Raw genomic sequence first — 16,023 nt, forward strand, 5'->3', positions numbered from 1 at the left:
ACCATATCACTTACTACCGTTTTTGTTTTTAGTTCCCGCTAATCCGCGATGAACCAATAATAAGCCGCTGGGGTTCAATCCAGCGGCTTTTTTGTATGTTCTGGGAATCATTATTGCCCCATTACCAGTCAGAGTTAACAGAATGTTAACATGTATTTGCCCTACTAAAAGTAATCCCTTGTCTGTTGGATATTTGCAAGGCAAACTGCTGGGCAAAAGTTCGAAAACACTCTGAATGTCTAAAAATCGCCATATTTTTCGAAACTAGGGATTTTATATCATTGGCTTTTCGGTTTCGGTGGCTGAAAGTTTGGGATAATTTGAAAACCATTTGGACATAGCTATGCCTGTACTCTTACCAGAGTACTAGCGGCAGAAGTTTCATAATTTCTGTTGCGCTGCGCTTACAAACCGATAAGAACATAATTGATATCTACTTAGCCATCTTTACATACCTTTACATCACATGACGTTATCTTACTTACATTAGTATATTCTTAAGTAGTGAAACAAAGAGAAGGAAAACGTCATGAAAATCAAAAGCACGATAATCGCGTTACTCGGTATCGTTATTGCCTTCGGAGCAATGGCTGGTGGAATGAATAAAGGCATGAATAACAATATGTCACGCCCAGTATTTTCACAGTTTGATCTCGATGGTGATGGCAAGATAACCGAAGCCGAGTTCAATCAAGCACGCTCAGAACGTATTGCCCAGCGAGCAGAAGAGGGACGTACGTTGAAAAATATCAATCAAAGCCACAGTTTTGCTTCGTTAGATAGCAACGCGGATCGCGCTATCTCTCAACAAGAGTTTAATGCTCATCAAGGCATGGTGAACCCCAAAAATACCATGGGCAAAGGCAAAAACAATCAGTAGCTCAATTCAATCAGGCCTCCATTTGTGAGGCCTGACTTATTTTGAGATCAAGGAAGCAAATCCGCTTATGTTGGTGTGCTACCTTTTGCTTAAGGAAAAGCTAATATATAGTAAGGGAATCGCTATGACTAGGTATAGCTGGTTACAAAGGGCTCTGTTTGTTCCTCCTGTTTTGTTGGGCATCGCGTTATTGGTGATCGCACCAGGGATGAAGGCTGAACCGCCTAATGCGAGTAATACGGCTGCTAAAAAGGTGGTTCGGGTGTTGAAAGTCGAGCCGCGAAATATCCAACCTTCTGCCATCGGATATGGACATACCGAGTCTGTTCAAGACTGGCAGGCACAGTCTGAACTTGACGGCGCGGTTGTGTGGGTTTCTGAGCAATACAAAACGGGCGCTATTATCCGCAAAGACAGCGAACTCCTTAGAATTGACCCCACCGCTTATCAACTTACTATTGCCCGTTTGCAAGCTGAGCTTGAAGTGCTAATGCTAACGAATCAGACCATTATCGATTCGCTCAAGATTGCAGAGAAAGAGTTTGAGGTACAACAGTCAGAATATGCCCGCTCAATCAAATTGAGTGAAACCGGGCATATCTCCAAAACAGAGAAAGACCGCGCGACCAAAGACTTGCTCAGCAGCCAGCAACAGCTCCAGACACAGAAAAACCAACTGGCAATTAATCAAGCGCAGCAAAAGGTTTTGCAAACGGAACTAGCACTTGCAAACCGAGATCTCGAACAAACCGTAATTAAAGCCCCATTTGATATTCGCATTGTCGAAACCTTGGTTGGACTCGCCGAGTATGTCAACAAGGGGGAATTGCTGCTCAAAGCGGATGACATCGATGCCGTTGAGGTTCGCGCGCAGTTTCCGCTTGGTAAAATGCGTCCGCTAAGAAATTCCAATCGCTTTGACTCGCTTGACGAAGATGTTCATAGCAACTTGAGCGCGACAGTCGAGCTCCAAGCAGGCGATAAAGTAATTACTTGGCCTGCCGAGATCAGCCGCTCCGGCGGTGAAATCGATGCTCAGACTCAAAGCCAAAGCCTGGTTGCACAAGTAAATCAGCCCTATCAGCAAGCCATTCCCGGGGAGAAGCCACCACTTATTCGTGGGACTTTCGTTAAAGTCACGATTAAAGCACCAATGATGGAGCAACAAGTCTTGCTACCGATAAACGCCATCCATGATGGTAAAGTTTACACTGTCTCTGAAGGTAAACTGAAAAGCAAACCTGTCAGGATAGATTTCGTCCAAGGGCAGGTTGCGGTGATCAAATCTGGCGTGGAATTCGGTGATGTGGTTGTGCTAAGTAAACTTTCACCCGCCGTTGAGGGGATGGCTTTACAACCGCAACCGGATGAGAAAATCGGCCTTTGGTTGGATACGCAGAGCGGATTTAAAGCCCTAAACGCGATTCAGAAAGAGGGCAAATTATGATCGCTTTTTTTGCTCGGCACACCACTGGCGCCAATGTCCTGATGATGGCGGTACTGCTGTTAGGGGCTTTTGCCTTGCCCAAACTGCAGAAAGACACTTTTCCGTTGACGCCGACCAAAAATATTGAGGTTCGGATCGTTTATCCGGGCGCGTCACCTTTTGAGATGATGGAAGAAGTGTGTTACCCGTTGGAAGATTCTCTCGATAAGCTGAGTGGAATTAAAGAGTTAAGCTGTGATGCCCGAGAGAGTTTGGTCATCGCCAATGTGGAAATCGGCGATGATGAAGACATTGACACTTTAACCAGCGATATTCAGCAGCAGGTTAACGCCATCAGTGATTTTCCGGATCGAGTTGAGCAGATCACGGTGTCGAAACTGGACCGAGTGGCAACGGTGGCCAGTGTCGCGATTACCGGCAATATGTCAGATAGGGACTTATATCTCTATGCCCAACAAATTAAGCACAAGTTAAAAGAGAGCCCATTGATCGCTCAGGTGACCGTGAGCGGTTTTGCGGATCAAGAAATAGAAATTCGCGTATCGCAGTGGAAGTTTCAGCAGTACGGCCTGAGTGTGTCCGACTTGTCCAATCTAGTACAACAGCAAAGTATCAGCACTCCTGCTGGCGTATTTAGTAATGACTTGGAAGAGATCAGCGTCCGCTTCGACCACTTAGGCAGCAACGTCAGAGACTTCGAAAATATCGTGATTAAATCCAGTGAGACGGGGACTCAGGTTCGCCTCGGTGATGTTGCCGTTATTCAGCAGAAGTTCACTAGCGATGAAAATCAAATCCTGTTCAATGGTCAGCGTGCCGCTTTGCTTCAGGTGTCCAAAACGCAATTTCAAGATACCTTAACGGTCAAAGATGCGATCGTCAGCATCGTTGAAAAAGAACAGGCGAGAGCCCCTGAAGGCGTCGCTTTAACCATCACCCAAGATTCCAGCACCAATATTATTGAGCGTCTGAGAATCCTCACCAGCAATGGCGCACAGGGATTAGCACTGGCATTTTTGATGTTGTGGGCGTTTTTTAATATTCGCTTTAGCTTTTGGGTCACCATGGGGCTGCCGGTTTCATTCCTTGGCGCCATTTTTGCGATACAACTTCTCGGTTATACCCTGAATATGATGACGCTGGTCGGGCTGATTGTCGCGATTGGTCTGCTAATGGACGACTCGTTGATCATTGCAGAAAACATCGCTGCCAAGAGGCAACAAGGGCTACCCGCGTTTGACGCTGCAGTTGAAGGTACCAAACAAGTCTTCCCAGGTGTGATTGCATCGTTTGCTACCACCATCATGGTGATAGGGCCGCTGATGTTTCTCACAGGCAAGATGGGCGAAGTACTACGCTATATTCCCATCGTGTTATTGATTACCTTGCTTGTTAGTCTGATAGAAGCTTTCTTGATCTTGCCGTCTCATTTGGCACATAGCCATACTGAATCTCGCTCTAATCCTATACGGGACAAGTTCATTGCCGGTTTTGAAAACATCAGAGACAGATTCTTTGTGCCAGTGAGTGTCAAGGCGATGAATGCACCTTATCTTTCAGTAGGGATATTGGTGATGGTGGTGATGATTTCAACCGCTTCCATTTCGTCAGGTTGGCTGAAATTCAAAGCCATGCCTGCCTTGGAAAGTGATGTGCTGCAGGCGCGTATCTTGCTCCCTCAAGGCAGTTTACTGAGCCAGACAGAGGCGGTGGTGGAGAAGGTTTCAAACGCGCTTGATGAACTCAACCAAGAATACGCAGAGAAATACCCAAGCTCAAAACCTTTGGTCGCGAGCACCACGATCATGTTCAACTCAAATGCTGATGCTAATGAGTCGGGGCCGCATATGGCAACCGTCAGTGCCGATCTATTGCCAGCGCAATTTAGGCAGCAGAGCATTAAAGATCTGATCCAAGATTGGAAACAAAAAGTAGGCCCTACGGCGGATGTGGTTTCACTCAAGTTTACCGATAAAGAACGGGGCATTGCTGGCAATGGCATTGATATTCGGGTTCAGGGTGAGTCGTTACAAGAGCTCAATCAAGTCAGCCGCTCGCTGGTGAAATGGTTGAAGGGATTTGACGGTGCCTATAACCTCTCCACCGATCTGCGTGAGGGCAGAACCGAATTTCACGTTAACCTTAAAGATGAAGCTGGCGTGATGGGAGTTAATGCTTCCAACATTGCTCAAACGCTGCGCAGCGCGGTAAAAGGCAGTACTGATCTGACGGTTTTCCAACAAGGCGAGCTGGTGGATATTAGTGTGAGACTGGATGAGTTTACGCACCAAGCTAGCCTGTATGAGTTGAATAACTTGATGGTGACGGCAGGCAATGGAACCCTAGTTCCATTATCAAGTGTTGCGACGTTTGACAGAAAACAAGCCTTCTCGCGAATTCACCGCATTAATGGGATGAACACTGTGGTTGTGCAAGGCAATATCGATACGCGGGTTGCCAATGCGCGTGAAATCATGCTGCAGTTCAATAGCGAATTTGTCTCGCAAACTCAACACAAATTCCCAGACATCACCTTCACCTCGCAAGGTCAGGATAAAGAAAGCTCAGATACGGGCTCCTCGCTGGCGACCTTCTTTGCTCTTGGCGTGGTGGGGATTTATCTTATTTTAGTGTTCCTGTTACAAAGCTACACTCAACCGATTGCTGTGCTGCTGGCAATCCCTATGGGCTGGATTGGTGTGGTATGGGGGCACTTGGGCATGGGGTTCGATTTGACTATTCCAAGCTTGGTTGGCTTTGCTACCTTAGCGGGTATCGTCGTTAACGATAACATTCTGTTGGTCAATTTTATTAAGAAGAATATCGCCCAAGGCGAGCGCTTGATAGACGCTTGTCGAGAGGCGGTACGTGACCGATTTAGAGCGATATTTATCACCTCGTTAACCACATTTGCTGGATTGCTTCCACTGTTAACCGAAACCAGTACGCAAGCGCAATTTCTGATCCCGTTAATTGCCAGTATTGCGTTTGGCTTAGTCTCGGCTACGTTACTGGCGTCAATTGTTGTGCCTTGCGTGCTGCTTATTTTGGACGATTTAAAGCTGACCAAATGGGCAGAAGGTGCTCAATCTTCCCTTTGAGGCCCTTGGGAGTGCATGCTGAACCATGTCATTTAGCCCGGCATGAAAATGGTAGTTTGCGTAGAATTTATTTGGCGATTAAACCCTATCACTGACTGCTGTTTTTTTGCGTACAAAAAACAATAGGGTCAGGTCTTGTCTTTTGCTCTTTGGTGGCAGTTTTTCTATCAGGTTTAGTTATTTGTCATACCTGAAGTTATTAGTCATTTGCTAATGTTTGATTTTCCAAAACTCATTTCTGTCCAAAAGTTTGTTATACACACATCCACTATACGGTGATCCCTACACCACACTCACCACCAAAAAAAGCGCAGACCTTTCGATCTGCGCTTGTGGTTATTGTCCCGATAACACTGTTTAAATCGTTTTCAATTAACCCACGTTCTTACGTGCGTTTTGGAACATACGCATCCAAGCGCCATTCTCGCCCCAACCTTCCGGAGACCAAGAGTTTGCAACCGTACGGAATACACGCTCTGGGTGAGGCATCATAATTGTCACGCGGCCGTCAGTCGTTGTTAAACCTGTGATAGCGTTTGGCGAACCATTCGGGTTATTCGGGTATTGCTGCGTTTGGTTACCGTTGTTATCAACGTAACGTAGAGCAACCGTACCTGAGTTTTCAATCGCGTTTAGGTGGTCGTTATCACGTACTTCTACGCGGCCTTCACCGTGAGAAACAGCGATTGGCATACGAGAACCTTCCATGCCGTTGAAGAATACAGAATCTGACTTCTGAACTTCTACTAGGCTGAAACGTGCTTCAAAGCGCTCAGATTCGTTGCGAACGAAACGTGGCCAGTACTCTGCACCAGGGATAAGTTCACGTAGATTCGACAGCATCTGACAACCGTTACACACACCTAGAGAGAAGGTATCTTCACGCTTGAAGAAGTTTTCAAACTGGTCACGAGTAGAGTCATTAAACAAAACCGACTTCGCCCAACCTTCACCAGCACCTAGTACATCACCGTAAGAGAAGCCACCACATGCCACAAGGCCGTTGTATTCTTCTAGTACCGCTTGACCTGTTAGGATGTCGCTCATGTGAATATCAGTTGCTTCGAAGCCTGCACGGTCGAATGCTGCTGCCATTTCAACGTGAGAGTTAACACCCTGCTCACGTAGAATCGCCATCTTAGGCTTAGCACCTGTGTTGATGAACGGTGCTGCGATGTCTTCGTTTACGTCAAAGCTCAGTTTCACGTTCAGACCTGGGTCCGAGTTGTCTTTCTTCGCTTCATGTTCTTGGTCAGCACATACTGGGTTATCACGCAGACCTTGCATCTTGTGCGTTGTCTCAGCCCAGATAGTACGTAGTTCAGTACGGTTACGTTCAATCACTACAGACTCGCCAGACTTAATCACTAGTTCATCTGATGCTTCCCCTTCACCAACAACGCAGCCAATCACATGAGAACATGCTTCTAGACCGTTAGCTGCAAGAGTAGAAAGTACTGCGTCTAGGTCGTCGTTACGGACTTGGATTACTGCACCTAGCTCTTCGTTGAACAGTGCTGCTAGCGTGTCTTCACCTAACGCTTCAATGTTTGCATTAACACCACAGTGACCTGCGAATGCCATTTCTGCTAGCGTTACGAATAGACCACCATCGCCTTTATCGTGGTAAGCGACAACTTGGTCGTTCGCTACAAGTGCTTGAACGCCTTCGTAGAAACCTTTTAGTTGCGCTGCGTTGTCTACGTCTGCTGGCTTGTCACCAAGCTGCTTGTAAACCTGTGCAAGTGCTGTTGCACCCATACGGTTTTTGCCGTTACCTAGGTCGATAAGAACTAGGCTTGTATTACCTTTGTCAGTGCGAAGCTGAGGAGTAATCGTCTTACGAACATCTTCAACACGTGCAAACGCAGTGATAACAAGAGATAGCGGAGACGTTACTTCTTTCTGCTCGCCATTCTCTTCCCACTTAGTCTTCATCGACATTGAGTCTTTACCCACTGGGATAGTTAGACCCAGAGCTGGACATAGTTCTTCACCAACCGCTTTAACCGCTTCGTAAAGACCTGCATCTTCACCTGGGTGACCTGCTGGAGACATCCAGTTAGCCGACAGTTTAATGTGTTTGATATCGCCGATGTTGGTCGCTGCGATGTTAGTAATTGCTTCACCAACCGCTAGACGAGCCGATGCGCCGAAGTCTAGAAGTGCCACTGGCGTACGCTCACCAAGAGACATAGCCTCACCGTGGTAAGAGTCGTAGCTTGCCGCTGTTACTGCGCAGTTAGCAACAGGAACCTGCCATGGACCAACCATTTGGTCACGAGCTACAAGGCCTGTTACCGAGCGGTCACCGATGGTGATAAGGAATGTTTTCTCAGCGACTGTTGGCAAGCGAAGAACACGGTCAACCGCTTCGTTCATCTCGATGCCAGAACGGTCAATCGCAGGGTTGTTAGCTTTTAGCGTTTTCGCGTCACGGTGCATCTTAGGTGTTTTACCTAATAGGATGTCCATTGGCATGTCGATTGGCGTGTTGTCGAAGTGTGAATCTTCTAATTTCAGATCACGTTCTTCGGTTGCTTTACCAACCACTGCGTACGGTGCACGTTCACGCTTACAAATCGCATCGAACGTTGCCATGTCTTTATCAGCAACCGCCATTACATAACGCTCTTGAGATTCGTTACACCAGATCTCAAGTGGGCTCATGCCCGGCTCATCGTTTGGCACGTCACGTAGATTAAAGATACCGCCACGCTCGCCATCGTCGACTAGCTCAGGAAGAGCATTCGAGATACCGCCCGCGCCCACATCGTGGATAAATGCGATTGGGTTCGCATCACCAAGCTGCCAACAACGGTCGATAACTTCCTGACAACGACGCTCCATCTCTGGGTTTTCACGTTGTACAGAAGCGAAATCAAGATCTTCAGAAGAAGAACCAGAATCCATTGAAGATGCCGCACCGCCGCCAAGGCCGATGTTCATCGCAGGACCACCTAGAACGATTAGGCTTGCACCTACCGGGATCTCTTTCTTCTGAACGTGCTCATCACGGATGTTGCCAAGACCACCAGCTAGCATGATTGGTTTGTGGTAACCACGCACTTCTTCACCTGCGTGAGAGTTTACTTTCTCTTCGTAAGTACGGAAGTAGCCAAGTAGGTTTGGACGACCAAATTCGTTGTTGAATGCCGCGCCACCAAGAGGACCTTCAAGCATGATATCCAGAGCAGTAACGATACGGCTTGGCTTACCAAAGTCAGTTTCCCAAGGTTGAACGAAATTCGGGATCTTAAGGTTAGATACAGAGAAAGCAACAAGACCCGCTTTTGGCTTACCACCAATACCGGTTGCGCCTTCATCACGGATTTCACCGCCTGAACCTGTCGATGCGCCTGGCCACGGTGAGATTGCCGTTGGGTGGTTGTGCGTTTCAACTTTCATCAAGATGTGTGTTTTTTCTTGGTGGTAGCTGTACTGGCGAGTTTCTGGATCTGGGAAGAAACGACCAACTTCAGAACCTGTCATTACCGCTGCGTTATCTTTATAAGCAGACAGAACATGTTCTGGTGTCGTTTCAAAGGTGTTCTTAATCATCTTGAACAATGATTTTTCTTGCTTAACGCCATCGATAGTCCAATCAGCGTTAAAAATCTTATGACGACAGTGCTCTGAGTTCGCTTGTGCAAACATCATTAGCTCGATGTCCGTCGGGTTACGACCTAGCTTCTCAGTGAAGCTTTCAAGAAGGTAATCAATCTCATCTTCTGCAAGTGCAAGACCTAGGGTAACGTTTGCTTTTTCAAGCGCTTTACGTCCACCAGTTAGTAGGTCAACTTCCGCATAAGGAGCAGGCTCAGCAACGGTAAATAGTGCCGCCGCTGATTCGAAGTCAGTGAAAACCACTTCCATCATACGGTCGTGCAGGATTGCTTTCAGCTCAACAAGTTGAAGTTCAGAAAGTTCAGCAGAGGTTTCAATGTAGAAAGCAGTACCGCGCTCTAGACGTGACACTTTAGCCAGTCCGCAGTTGTGTGCGATATCTGTTGATTTTGAAGACCAAGGCGAGATAGTACCTGGGCGTGGCGTTGCAAGCAGCAGTAAACCTTCAGGTTCATGCTCTTCAATCGTTGGACCGTAAGTCAGTAGCTTTTCTAGCTTCTCAACTTCAGACTCATCTAGGTCTGCCGTTAGATCAGCAAAGTGGGCAAACTCAGCGTAAATACCTGTTACAGGTAAGCTTAATTCACGACAAAGCTCTAAAAGCTTGTTAACACGAAACTCAGATAGAGCTGGGGAGCCACGCAAAATTCTCATGTGCTTACGTCTCTTATGCAGTTGATTAAGGTAGTATTGGAATAAATTCAGTGGGTTAAAGGAAAAACCTAACTGTTTTCTTCGAAGCTATTCCCGAAGGTTTAAAAACCTATGCCGATCCCACCTCTTCAATGCGAGCGCATTATAAAGCATTTCTTTTTGTGACGTAACACCAAAAGCAACCGTTTGCGTGATTTTTTTTATCTTTCTGCGTAAATGGTACTTTTGCTGCATTTATCACCACTTTTACAACTGTTTAATTAAACCTGCTTTGCCAGCCTTGCGGGGTTTGGTATAAAGGAGCTTCCACTTTTCGAGATTTCATTTTGATGCCTAAATTTACGCTCATCTTTTCGTCTAAGTTCCTTCTGCTCGCCATCGCCCTATTTGGGTTGGCTGGATGCCAGATTGAATCTGAACCTAAAAGTGTCCTTGAGCAGATACGAGATCGTGGCGTTCTTCGTGTCGGCACCCTAAATAACCAACTCTCTTATTACATCGGTCCTGATGGTCCTGCTGGCTTGGATTACGAATTAGCTCGTGAATTTGCGCAGGAGCTTGGTGTAAAGCTTGAGGTTAAACCCGCTTACCGTTTGTCTGGCTTGTTCCCTGCACTGCAGAAAGGCGAAATCGATCTTATCGCGACCGGCTTAACGCAAAACAACAAACTGACACGAGCTTATCGCGCCGCACCTGCTTATTACTACGTAAGCCAACAGGTCGTATACAAAAAAGGCCAGTGGCGACCGAGAAACCTTGAACAACTGATCAATTTCGAGAATGAGCGTCAGGTTGACTTTGTTAAAGCACAAACTGAATCAGAAGAGGCGGCGTCTACTGACACATTAACGCCATCTTTGGTTGTGGTGAAAGACTCGCACTTTGAACCAACACTCAAACTGCTGCAGAAAACGCACGATGACTTCATCTATGACGCGGTTGGCAATGCAGACATCAATGACCTGCTCAAAGAAGTATCAACAGGCGAACGTTTATTCACAGTGGCCGACTCTATCGAGCTATCACTGGCGCAACGTTTGTACCCAGATGTTGCCTTGGCATTTGAGCTGACAGAAGACCAACCTATCTCTTGGTATTTGCAGAAGTCTGAAGATGAAAGCCTTTATGCTCTGTTGATTGAGTTCTTCGGTAACCTAAAACAGTCTGGTGAACTGGCTTCACTAGAAGAGAAATACATCGGCCACATCGGCACTTTTGACTACGTTGATACTCGTGCCTTTATCCGCGCACTGGACAGCAAGTTGCCAAAATGGTCGCCGCTATTTCAAAGGTACTCTCAAGAATTTGATTGGCGCTTGATTGCCGCTTTGGCCTACCAAGAATCACACTGGAACCCTGTTGCGCGCTCACCAACGGGTGTTCGTGGCATGATGATGTTGACACTGCCCACCGCGAAGAGTGTTGGGGTAACCAACCGTCTCGACCCGAACCAGTCGGTACAAGGCGGTGTTGAGTACCTGCGTCGTATCGTGAACCGAGTACCAGATTCAATCACTCAACACGAAAAGATCTGGTTTGCACTTGCTTCATACAATGTCGGTTACGGGCACATGATGGACGCGCGTCGCCTCACGAAGGCACAAGGAGGAGATCCTGATGCTTGGGGCGATGTGAAAGACAGATTACCTCTGTTAAGACAGAAGAAGTACTACAGCCAAACTCGCTACGGCTATGCGCGTGGTGATGAAGCTAGAAATTACGTTGAAAACATTCGCCGTTATTACCAAAGCATCATCGGCCATGTAAATAAGCGTAATAAAGAACAAGAAGAGAGTCTTGAGGGTTTGATTGTCATCCCACCTTTAGAGACTTCTAGTGCTGAATCAAGCATTAGCGCTGCTGAATCGACAGTAAGCAGTTCAGAATCTTCGCAATAGAAACTAAAAGAGCAATGCCATCTAGCATTGCTCTTTTTTATTGTCTTTTTTCGACTCTTCTTTCGTCACTAAGGGATAAGGGAAGCAGGCAAGAAAATGATGATGAGATCTAGAGTGTCATATTGCAGTAACAATCGAACCTTATAACGGCACACCACAATCAAGATTATGCTCTGTTGCACTGCAATGCTGGCTTTAGACTAGAACTGCTCTTCTATTTAAGCCAAGCGTGCGACAGGCTAAACAAACGAATAACACTATAATTAAATCGTTAGTCCAAACTAAAAAGTCAGACGACAAATAGGAAATCATTGAAATGATGAAGAAACTGAAATCGAAACGCCTTGATAAGACCGTTGCTGCAAACCGTCGTAAGCGTATGCTTTCAAATAATAAGAAGAAGATCATTTGGCGCAATCGCGCTTTCATGCAGATGATTGCTGAGTAAATGTAGTTACTCAGTCAGTTTGCTTGGCACTCTTGCGATAGAGAGTGCCGAAAGTACGCTGCTATTTCTTATTGCCAGCCTTCATCTCTGCTTCTAAACGCTGCTCTTCCAACAGACGTTCTTGCTTTCGCTTCTCTTTTATCTCTTTTCTACGACGCTTGAAAAACGCTTGTAATTGCTCACGGCACTCTTCCTCTAACAAACCATGTTCAACGTCGGCATAGTGGTATGAGGCCTGGCTTTCAAACAAATTCAACACTGTACCTGCAGCGCCTGCTTTTAAGTCTGGAGCACCAAACACAATGCGCTTTACTCGGCTGTGTAGCAAGGCACCTGCGCACATTGGGCAAGGCTCTAGCGTAACGTATAAAGTGGTATCGAGTAGCCGATAGTTTTCTAAGGTTTGACCGGCTTTACGCAAGGTTTCAATTTCTGCGTGTGCCGTAGCATCGTGGCTGCCAATCGAACGGTTCCATCCTTCAGAGATAATCTCCCCATCTTTTACTAATACTGCACCAACAGGAACCTCTCCCTCGCTCTCTGCTTGCGTAGCCACCTCGATGGCGCGTCGCATGAAGATTTCATCTTGAGGGGTGAATTGATGGTCTGACAAAGGGAACTCCAGAAACAAAGGATAAAAACGAAAATAGGTATGCGGTGAAGCATACCTAATCTTAGAGATAATGAACAATAAAGAGGTAATAGACAACAACAGACAATGAACCATTGCCGCTTGCTGGTTGGTCGAACTGTTAGCTATTAGCGTCTTCTATGTCATCGGCTATTGGCGTCGCTTTGATACTCACAATGCGATTGTTCTCAACAGAGATAATTTCAAACTGCCACTGCTGGTATTGAACAACTTCGCCTGCATCCGGTAAGCGCCCTATTAACCATGTCACAAGGCCATTCAGCGTTTGGAAGCTCTCGCTTTCGCCCTCAAAATCCGATAGCTCTAAACGGTTTTTCAGTTCACTGATAGGAATCAATCCATCCACCAACAAACCGTCTTCCACTTGCTCGGTCCAAAGATCGTTCGGATTATTCGATAGCTCGCCAGCAATCGCCTCAAGAATATCGTAATGAGTCACAAGACCTTGAACATCGCCATACTCGTCGACAATGAATGCCATCTCGGTGACCGACTCTTTAAAGTAGCCAAGTAGACGCAGAGCTTTCATCGATTCTGGAACATAGATCGGCGAGCGAGACAGCCCCATGATCACCTGAATGCTTAGATTGCCCGCCTGATTCAGCAAGGCTTTGGCTGACACTGTACCCACCACTTTATTGAGGTGATCTTGGCACAATGGAAACACACTGTGTTTTGATGAACGCAGTTTCTTTAATATCTGCTCAACGGGTTGGTCGACATCCAGAAAGTCGATGTCTCGACGCGGAGTCATCAATGAGCTCACAAGACGATCATCAAGCTGCAAGATATTACGAATCATCTCTTGTTCGCCGCGTTCAATCACACCCGATTCTGAGCCCTCTTTCACAAGTGCATGGATATCATCTTCGGTAACGCTATCTTCTTCACCGCCTCGGCCCATCAACTTAAGAATACCTTCCGTTGAAGCCGACAACGCAAACACAAACGGCGTCGCGATTTTAGATAACCAGAAGATTGGCAGCGCGACTAACACAGCAATGTTTTCAGCTTGAGACTGAGCAAAACGCTTTGGTACCAACTCACCGACAACGATAGCGAAATAAGTAATACCTACCACCACAACCGCAGTAGACAAGATGTTCGCTTGTGTTGGGTCTAGTCCCCACAGTTCAAGTTGAACGGCTAGTGGAGCCGATAGCGTCGCCTCACCCACAATCCCGCTGAGTAGGCCGATTACCGTGATACCGATTTGGATTGTAGAGAGGAAGCGGGTTGGGTTTTCTTTGAGATCAAGAGCAACCTGAGCGGAGCGGTGTTTTTCGGCTAAGCGTTTCAGCCGACTATTTTTTGCTGCTACCAATGCAATCTCAGACATGGCAAACAGACCATTTAAAACAATTAACCCTACTAAAAGCAGAATTTTCATGTGGCTTGGATTTCCTAAATTTACCGGCCAACAATTAGCCGTAATCCGGAGTATAAGCTGAGTGCCTTTATTTTGAATATAAAAAGCTTTGGATATAGAAAGTTTTGGATATAAAAACCTTGGATATAAAAAACGGAAAAAATAGCGAAAAAAAGCCCGCACATTTCGGTGCGGGCTTAGCAATGAATAAAGCTTAGTTTTGCTTAGTTCAATCTTACATTGTGTAAGTGTAAGGTGCTTGGATACCTAGTGGGATACCAAGAGCCCAGTAAGCTAGCAAGAAGATAGACCAACCGATTAACATCGCAATCGAGAATGGCATCATTAGAGAAGCTAGAGTACCGATACCTGTCGACTTAACGTAGCGCTGACAGTAAACAACAACCAGTGGGAAGAACACCATTAGTGGAGAGATGATGTTAGACACTGAGTCACCTACACGGTAAGCCGCTTGAGATAGCTCAGGAGAGATACCCACAACCATTAGCATTGGAACTAGGATAGGACCAATCAGTGCCCACTTAGCTGAAGCAGAACCAACAAGAAGGTTAACTGCAGCCGTTAGTAGAATCATACCAACAACCGTTGCTTCACCTGGAAGGTCCATCGCTTTCAAGCCTTCAGCACCGTAAAGTGCCAGCATAGTACCGATGTTTGATTGAGCGAATGCAGATAGGAACTGAGCACAGAAGAACGACATTACAATGTATGCGCCCATCGTTGCCATCGTCTCAGACATTGCTTTGATAACATCATTACTATTCTTGAATGTACCCGCTACACGGCCGTAGACGATACCCGGAATAATAAACAGGATGAAGATCAGAGGAACGATAGACTTCATTACTGGTGCTGAGAACGCCGTTAATTCGCCTTCAGGTGAACGAAGTGCTGAGTTTTCAGGCATTAGAGCCGCGATAAGCAGACCAATACCGGCAACCATTGCCCAACCAGCGAATTTGAATGCTTTAGATTCAATGGCTGTGAACGTACCTAGATCAGGTGCTTGTTCTGCATCTTCATCTACAGGCGTATTAGCAAGACGAGGCTCGATAATTTTCTCTGTAACGTACCAACCAATTGCCACAATTAGAATTGAAGACAAACCAGTAAAGAAGATGTTCGCTAGAGGGTTGATCACATATGCAGGGTCAAGAACGTTTGCCGCTGTTTGAGTGAAACCAGCTAGTAGCGGATCAATACCTGAAGGGATAAAGTTCGCTGAGAAACCACCTGATACACCAGCAAACGCTGCTGCAATACCAGCTAGAGGGTGACGACCCGCAGCGTGGAAGATGATACCGCCAAGAGGGATTACTAGAACGTAACCTGCATCAGCTGCTGTGTGAGACACGATAGCAACCAAAATTAGCATCGGCGTTAGTAGCTTAGCTGGCGTGAAGTTAAGCATCTTCTTTAGGCCAGTCGTAATGAAGCCTGAAGAGTCTGCAACGCCAACACCTAGCATAGCAACAAGTACGATGCCTAGAGGTGCGAAGCCTGTGAACGTGGTAACCATATTCGCTAGGAAGCTAGCAAGCGCTTCACCAGTTAGTAGGTTGTTTACTTCAAGAGCAGCACCCGTTTGAGGGTTGATTAAGTCGAATGAAAGATTCGATAAAAGTGCAGATGCTACCCATACAATAACTAGAGCCCAGAAGAACAGGATTGCTGGATCTGGAATTTTGTTGCCGGCGCGTTCAATGAAGTTTAGAAAGCGGTCCATACCACTGATCTTCTCAGTCGATGGTGCTTTTTTTACGGCTTGGTTACTCATTGTAACTCCATATGTGATGTTGTTTTGTTTAGGCCTAATATAAGTTTTGACCACGGCCTATTGGTACAGCACATATTCTATTAAAGTCGCTGTTAAAAAGCACAAGGTTCCACATCATTTTCCATAAATGGAGACATATTTTGCAAAAA

At 46.3% G+C, this 16,023-nt stretch carries 8 protein-coding genes and 1 pseudogene; 5 read left to right on the forward strand and 4 right to left on the reverse strand.

Annotated features, from left to right (window positions below; translation table 11 throughout):
* Positions 1 to 529 precede the first annotated feature (529 nt).
* From AB6E51_RS09990 to AB6E51_RS10000, 3 genes are all read left to right on the forward strand, one after another.
* Positions 530 to 880, forward strand: coding sequence for an EF-hand domain-containing protein (locus AB6E51_RS09990; RefSeq protein ID WP_017059884.1), 351 nt, complete (start codon positions 530 to 532; stop codon positions 878 to 880).
* 124 nt (positions 881 to 1,004) lie between these two features.
* Positions 1,005 to 2,327: an efflux RND transporter periplasmic adaptor subunit gene (locus AB6E51_RS09995; protein WP_032545691.1), complete on the forward strand. Its 1,323-nt coding sequence runs from the start codon at positions 1,005 to 1,007 to the stop codon at positions 2,325 to 2,327.
* Positions 2,324 to 5,428, forward strand: coding sequence for an efflux RND transporter permease subunit (locus AB6E51_RS10000; protein WP_372058901.1), 3,105 nt, complete (start codon positions 2,324 to 2,326; stop codon positions 5,426 to 5,428). Before AB6E51_RS09995 ends, AB6E51_RS10000 begins: the two co-directional genes overlap by 4 nt.
* Before the next feature lie 372 nt (positions 5,429 to 5,800).
* Here AB6E51_RS10000 and purL read toward each other — a convergent pair whose 3' ends face one another.
* The gene (gene purL, locus AB6E51_RS10005) at positions 5,801 to 9,709 is read right to left on the reverse strand and encodes a phosphoribosylformylglycinamidine synthase (RefSeq protein WP_017059881.1); all 3,909 of its coding nucleotides are present in this window, start codon (positions 9,707 to 9,709) and stop codon (positions 5,801 to 5,803) included.
* Between the two features lie 329 nt (positions 9,710 to 10,038).
* On the opposite strand from purL, the gene mltF reads away from it, so the two are divergent.
* Together mltF and AB6E51_RS10015 are read left to right on the forward strand one after the other, a co-directional pair.
* Positions 10,039 to 11,607, forward strand: coding sequence for a membrane-bound lytic murein transglycosylase MltF (mltF, locus tag AB6E51_RS10010; protein ID WP_372058899.1), 1,569 nt, complete (start codon positions 10,039 to 10,041; stop codon positions 11,605 to 11,607).
* 316 nt (positions 11,608 to 11,923) lie between these two features.
* Positions 11,924 to 12,055 carry a hypothetical protein gene (locus tag AB6E51_RS10015; RefSeq protein WP_017059878.1) on the forward strand — a complete coding sequence of 44 codons (132 nt, stop codon included), beginning with the start codon at positions 11,924 to 11,926 and terminating at the stop codon, positions 12,053 to 12,055.
* A 61-nt stretch (positions 12,056 to 12,116) separates the two neighbouring features.
* Here AB6E51_RS10015 and tadA read toward each other — a convergent pair.
* The 3 genes and pseudogenes from tadA to AB6E51_RS10030 form a co-directional block, all read right to left on the reverse strand.
* Positions 12,117 to 12,721 (reverse strand): annotated as a pseudogene (gene tadA / locus AB6E51_RS10020) (tRNA adenosine(34) deaminase TadA).
* 86 nt (positions 12,722 to 12,807) lie between these two features.
* Positions 12,808 to 14,097 (reverse strand): hemolysin family protein, encoded by a 1,290-nt coding sequence (locus tag AB6E51_RS10025; RefSeq protein WP_372058898.1) that lies wholly within the window; start codon positions 14,095 to 14,097, stop codon positions 12,808 to 12,810.
* A 214-nt stretch (positions 14,098 to 14,311) separates the two neighbouring features.
* Positions 14,312 to 15,874, reverse strand: coding sequence for an AbgT family transporter (locus tag AB6E51_RS10030; protein ID WP_017059875.1), 1,563 nt, complete (start codon positions 15,872 to 15,874; stop codon positions 14,312 to 14,314).
* Between the last annotated feature and the right edge of the window lie 149 nt (positions 15,875 to 16,023).

The organism is Vibrio sp. 10N.247.311.47 (genome assembly GCF_041467535.1).
In the GTDB taxonomy this organism is placed as follows: Bacteria; Pseudomonadota; Gammaproteobacteria; order Enterobacterales; family Vibrionaceae; genus Vibrio; species Vibrio crassostreae_C.